At 58.6% G+C, this 6,171-nt stretch carries 2 protein-coding genes; one reads left to right on the top strand and one right to left on the bottom strand.

The window, feature by feature from the left end; translation table 11 throughout:
• Positions 1-5,578, top strand: a 5,578-nt coding sequence (locus G5358_RS10285) for a type I secretion C-terminal target domain-containing protein (RefSeq protein ID WP_421324051.1), incomplete at its 5' end; no start/stop codon positions are given.
• A gap of 70 nt (positions 5,579-5,648) precedes the next feature.
• Here the strand turns inward: G5358_RS10285 and G5358_RS10280 are convergent.
• The gene (locus tag G5358_RS10280) at positions 5,649-6,143 is read right to left on the bottom strand and encodes a hypothetical protein (protein WP_216952967.1); all 495 of its coding nucleotides are present in this window, start codon (positions 6,141-6,143) and stop codon (positions 5,649-5,651) included.
• Positions 6,144-6,171 lie beyond the last annotated feature (28 nt).

The raw sequence follows: 6,171 nt of genomic DNA, 5'->3' as shown, positions 1-6,171 counted from the left end.
CCTGGGGGCCAGCGGCCTGGCGGATGGCAAGTTCACCGTGAAGGCGGACGTGACCGACCAGGCGGGCAACCCGGCGACCGACAGCGAAAATGCGATCCTGGACAGCGTAGCTTCCTCAGCACCGACCGTGATCATCGTTGATGACACCAATAATGACCAAATGCTGACCAAGGGCGAGATTGGCAATGATCAGATCCAGGTTCGGGCAGAGGTCAATCATGCTGACTTGGTTGCGGGCGGCAAGGTGACGCTTACCATCAACAATGGTGGGGTGAACAGCACTGTCCAATTGACGCTCAAGGCCGATGGCACCCTGCTGGCAAGCAATGGCAAGAGCTACGGCTATCAGAACGGCACCATCAGCTGGACGGAAACGACCCCGGCCAACGGCAAGTCGCTGACGGTGACGGCGACCCAGACCGACAAGGCGGGCAACGTCTCACTGCCGGGCAGCGACAACGCGCAGATCCTGAATGAAGCGCCGGAGACGGCGAACAAGCAGGCAAACGGCCAGGAAGATGCAGCCAGCATCGCCATTCCGACCCTCAGTGGCAGCGACATTGATGGCAACGTGGTGAGTTTCACTATCAAGAGCCTGCCTGCCAACGGCATCCTCTATCTGAACGGTGTGGCGGTGACCGTGGATCAGAGCATTGCGGTGGCGGACGCCGGCAACCTCACCTTCACTCCGAATGCGAACTGGAACGGCAACACCAGCTTCAACTATGCGGCGGTAGACAACGACGGCGCCGTGGATGCGAGTCCCGCAACCGTGACCATCAAGGTGGATGCGGTCAACGACCTGCCGACGCTGACCATCTCCAACGGGGTTATCGTCTCTGAAGAGGGGTTGGCAAACGGCATTGCCGACACGGTCGGCAATCCGGATACCACCAATGCCATCAAGGCGTCCGGTACCCTCTCGGTGGGCGACATCGACAGCAGCACACTCAACATTTCCCTGAATGGACCGGCCGGGCTGACGTCCGGTGGGGCAAAGGTCCAGTGGAGCTGGGATGCGGGCAGCAAGACGCTGGTTGGCTACACAGGGGTGATTGGCGGCGCCGATTACAAGGCTGTGGTCGAGGTCAAGCTGACGGCACCCAATGCCAGTGGAAAGGGTGAGTGGACCTATGACGTGACCCTCAAAGGTCCCCTCGACCACGGGGATACGACCTCGGAAGACAAGTTGTCGTTCCAGCTGGATGTGGAGGTCTCCGATGGCAGCGGCGTCACCAAGGACAAGCTGGATGTCAGCGTTGAGGACGACTCCCCCATTGCTGACAACAGCGATGCCGTTTCCGTGGTGAAGACCGATATTCCGAACGTGCTGACCGGGCTCTTTGACCTGACCAAGTACAGTGGCAACCAGAGCACTCTGAACATGGCGGGCTTTACTATCAGCGCCCTGGGCTTCAAGTCGGCAACAGACTCCTCACTGGTAACGGCGGTGGTCAACGGTTCCAGCTCGGGGCTGGGGGTGGCCAGCGGAGCTGCGCCTTACCACAACCTCGCCAACGAGATTGACTTCCGTCACTTTGCCGACGGATCGTCCGCCTCCGAGCAGCTGATCGTCAGGCTGGATGCGGGCAAGGTTGCCTACGGCGCCAACATCAAGTTCAGCAAGATGTTTGGCGGCGAGCTGGAGAGCGGGGTCGTGGAGTTCTATCGCGGTGGTGTACTGATCAGTACCCTGGTATTCAACTCCAACGCATCGGGTGGGGAGTTCAACCAGAACTTCCAGGTGCAGCAGGGTGGCTTTGATACCATGGTGATCAAGGCGACCAACAACGGCAGCACCAATACCTCCGACAACAGCGACTTCACCGTACAGAGCATCGAGTTCCTCGGTTCCAACACGGCGCAGGCAATCGCCTATGGTTCTGGCACCGTGACCCCGCAGTGGGGGGCGGATGGCAAGGGCTCCATCGGGCTGGTAATGGACCCGGCAACCTTCGAAAATGGTCTGCGAACGGCTTCCGGTTCTGCCATCGCCATCACCGCCAGCGGCGCTAATACCCTGGTCGGGAAGGATGCGGACGGCAACCTCATCTTCAAGCTGGAGTTTACGCCGGCCACAGGCAAGTGGGAGTTCTTCCAGTATCAGCGCATGTCCAAACCTCTGGGTGATGGCGACATCGACTTCCAGGTCCGGGTGGTGGATGGTGACGGCGACGCCAGCATTGGCTCCTTTGCAACCAAGCCTCTCTTCACGCCGCTGGTTCAGGGAGTCTCCAGCGAGAGCGTAACCGAAGGGGGCAATCTGCTGCACAAAGTCACCCTGTCAGATGCGACCCAGGAAGCGACTGAATACGATTTCGCCATTCGTGGTTCGGGCAACAACCCCGCCTCCAACCAGGATTGGGGCAATGCCCAGTTCAGCAATGGTGTGACCTATAACAGCACTACCGGCAAGATCACGGTACCAGCCGGCGTGTCGGACTTTACTGTGACCATCCCGACGGTGAACGATCGCTTGGTCGAAACGAACGAGACCCTCTCGGTGACCATCGGTGGGCAGAGCGGGACCGGCACCATACTGGACAACGATCGGGCGCCGGTGACCACGGGTGGCTACAGTGCCGGCAAGGAGGACGCGCCACTGGTGCTGAAGTGGGCCCAGTTTGGTGCCAGCGATGATCAGGCCGCTTCTGACCTGAGCGTGCAGATCAACACCCTGCCGCTGAGCGGCAAGCTGGAATACCTGAACGCTGCTGGCCAGTGGATTGCAGTGAAGGTGGGGGATCTTGTCTCCTACGCCGATATCGACAGCGGCCATCTGCGCTTTGTGCCTAGTCTCAATGAATCCAGCAGCAATGCCCTCAATGGTGGCGGTACGACGACGGGCAACCAGCAAGGGGACTACGCCACTCTGGGTTACCAGATCAGCGATGGTGCCAACCTGAGTAACTCAGGCAAGCTGGTGATCGATATCACGGCGGTCGCGGACAAGCCGGTGGTCGACATCAGCCTGACCGGCAACGGCGTCCCGCTTTATACCCAGTACCCGTCGTCCGGCATCTCCACCGGGGCGTTCCAGAGCAGCAACTTCAACAAGGGCAACTTTGGCATCACCAATAGTCTGACCGACAGCACCACCAGTCAGGATCAAGTGGTGGGCGGCAACGGCAATGACTATATCGTCAGCGTGAAGGGCGGCGGCGATTACTTCGTCGGCGGTGCTGGCAATGACGTGCTGGTCGGTGGCAACTCCACCTCAGGTGACACCCTCGACGGCGGTACCGGCAACGATATCCTGGTGGCCGGATTGGGTGGCGACACCCTGTTTGGCGGCGCCGGTACCGACCTGGCCGTACTGATGGGCTCGCGTGCCAACTATGTCATCGAGCGCAGAAGTGACGGCGGTTTCAACTTCCTGGTGAAGGAGAACGGCGTCACCATCAGCAAGTCGCTCTACGACATCGAGTTGGTGCAGTTTGATGACGGCATTTACCAGTTCAACCAGACCGACGGCACCCTGACGGCGGTACAGCCGAGTGTGGTGGATTACCCGCTCGAGATCACTGCTTCCCTGACCGACCGTGATGGTAGCGAGCAGTTCGACAGCCTGGTGCTGACCGGCATGCCGACGGGGTCGACCCTCTATCAGGGCTCCACCGTGCTAGGTACCGTGGGGGCCGATGGCACGCTGACGCTGACCGGTCTGTGGAACCAGAGCGCGTTGGACGTCAAACTGACCGGTCTGACCCTGCGGGTGCCGGGCAGCAGTGCCGGCCAGTTCGACCTCAAGGTAGAAGCCATTGCCAAGGAAGTGGCGACCGATCAGACCAGCAGTGCATCGGATCAGGATTCGATCCGCATGAGCTACTTCCTTTCCACCGAAGGGGAGCCGGGCGATCAGAACCGCAGCTATGGCAACGAGCACAATATCGTGGTCGGGGATCTGGATGGCAGCGTGGTACTGCCGGGCCAGAACTACAACATCGCCTTTATGGTCGACAGCTCGGGCAGTATCGGCACCAGCGCCATGAACACCATCAAGAGCCAGTTGGCACAGATCTTCGCCAGCCTCAAAGCGAGCGCAGGTAGCGAAGGGGCTGGTACAGTCAACATCATGCTGGTTGACTTTGATGCTCTGTCGAATGCCAGTATTAGTGTGAACCTGAAAGACAGCAATGCCTTGAATCAGCTGCAGGCTGTAATCGATTCCATGAGTAGCGGAGGGGGGACCAACTATGAAGATGTGTTCAAGACGGTTGCTAACTGGTTCAGTAGTTCTACGGCTCAAAGTAACAGTAATGCCAAGAATCTGTCCTATTTCATTACCGATGGTCAGCCAACTTATTACCTCGGTAACGAAGGCTCCAACCCGAGGGTATTGAATTTCTCAGGTAGCAGCTATGACGTCTATCTCAACAGTCTGCTTGGTGGCACCTATATTCCGGGTCGGGTATATAGCTCCAATGGCTACACCATCATCGACAGCGCTGGCCGAGTGTATGCCGATGGTAGATACAGCAACCCGATCGGTTTTATGCGTCCGGATGGTAGGGGGGGATATACCTACTCAACACTGGATGGTGATGGCGGCACTACCTCCAGCTCAACTATCAATAACTCGGTAGCAGGTTTTGGGCTGCTTACTGGGATGGGGGTTACGGTAGAAGCGATCGGACTGGGGGCCAACATCTCCTACAACGATCTCAAGTCCTATGACTCTGACGGCGTCATCATGACCGGCGTCAACGCCAGCGATTTGGCCAACGCCATCTTGGGCACCTCGGTGAATAACCTGCCGGGCAGTGACCGGATCGACGGCGGTGCTGGCGACGACATCCTGTTCGGGGATGCCATCCACTTCGCCAGTATCAACGGTGAAGGCTACGCGGCCATCAAGCAGTATGTGGCCGGCAAGCTGGGCGCAGGCTCGGTGACCGATGCCCAGGTCCATGACTACATCACGGACCATGCCAGCGAGTTCGATCAGTCCTCCAGCAATGACAAGGCGGACGTGCTGATTGGCGGGGATGGCAACGACATCCTGTTCGGTCAGGGTGGCGATGACTTCCTGTTCGGTGGTGCCGGCAACGACATCCTGTTCGGTGGTGCCGGCAACGACACCCTGTATGGCGAGAGCGGCAACGATACCCTGTACGGTGGCAGCGGCAACGATACCCTGTTTGGTGGTATTGGCGACGATAACCTGATCGGTGGTCTGGGCAATGACATCCTGGTTGGCGGGCTTGGCAATGACATTCTCAAGGGGGATAGCGGTGCCGATACCTCCACCTGGCTGCAGGGCGATACCGCCGCAGGCAGCGTTGCCAAGGATTACGTGGTCGACTTCTCCAAGGCGGAAGGTGACAAGCTGGATCTGAGCGACCTGTTGGATCACGACGGTTCTCGTAACCAGAACGATCTGAAGAGCCTGCTGTCGGTGTTCCAGGACAATGAAGGGGTACATCTACAGGTCAAGGAGAGCAGTACTGCGTCGGTGACTCAGGAAATAGTGCTGATGAACCATACTTTCGATAGTCTGACGGGGGGGGCAGGTACTACTGCCAACCAAGTGATCGATTACATGTTGACCAACAACATGCTCGATATCGACAAGTAAGCCCAACTCGGGACAGTAAAAAAGCGGCAGAGCAATCTGCCGCTTTTTTTATCTTGGCAGGGAGGCGAAATTAGTTGCCGAGTGTGGCAAACAGGCTCTGCTCAAGGGTGCCGCGGGAGACGCAGACCGGCTTGATGGACGGGGCTGATACGCGCTCGCCTGAGGATTCCACAAAGAACAGCTCGGTGTTGCCTTTGACGTTGACGGTGGCCACGCTGCTGTTGCCGCTCTGGGTGATGATCAGGTTGATCTGCAGGTCAGGGTTGCCCAGTGCTACTTTGGAACCCATGGTGCCGCAGTCCAGCCACTCAAGTCCGTCGGCCGACTGGTTGACATTGGCGGTCATCAGGCCGGCACCGCGCTGACTGTTTTCGATGGTGAGGCCGTGGTCGGTGAACCACTTTTCGGCGCGAGCCCACACCAGATCCACCGGGATCGCCATCTCCTGGGTATTGTTGGTCGCCTTGGCGACCGGCGGGTTGTAGCGATACTCCTCACCACCGTTATTGTCGCCAGCACAACCTGCCAGCAGCAGCGCCAATGCGCACCCCATCATCTTTTTCATCTTGCTTCTCTCGTCCATTTATCAGGCC

Source organism: Aeromonas sp. 604176, assembly GCF_049170755.1.
In the GTDB taxonomy this organism is placed as follows: Bacteria; Pseudomonadota; Gammaproteobacteria; order Enterobacterales; family Aeromonadaceae; genus Aeromonas; species Aeromonas veronii_A.
Note: the sequence above shows the minus strand (reverse complement) of the source record. Positions and strands in the feature narration are given on the sequence as shown.

Coding starts and splice junctions, on each gene's coding strand:
- G5358_RS10280 (WP_216952967.1), bottom strand. CDS start 6,143: ATGAAAAAGATGATGGGGTGCGCATTGGCGCTGCTGCTGGCAGGTTGT.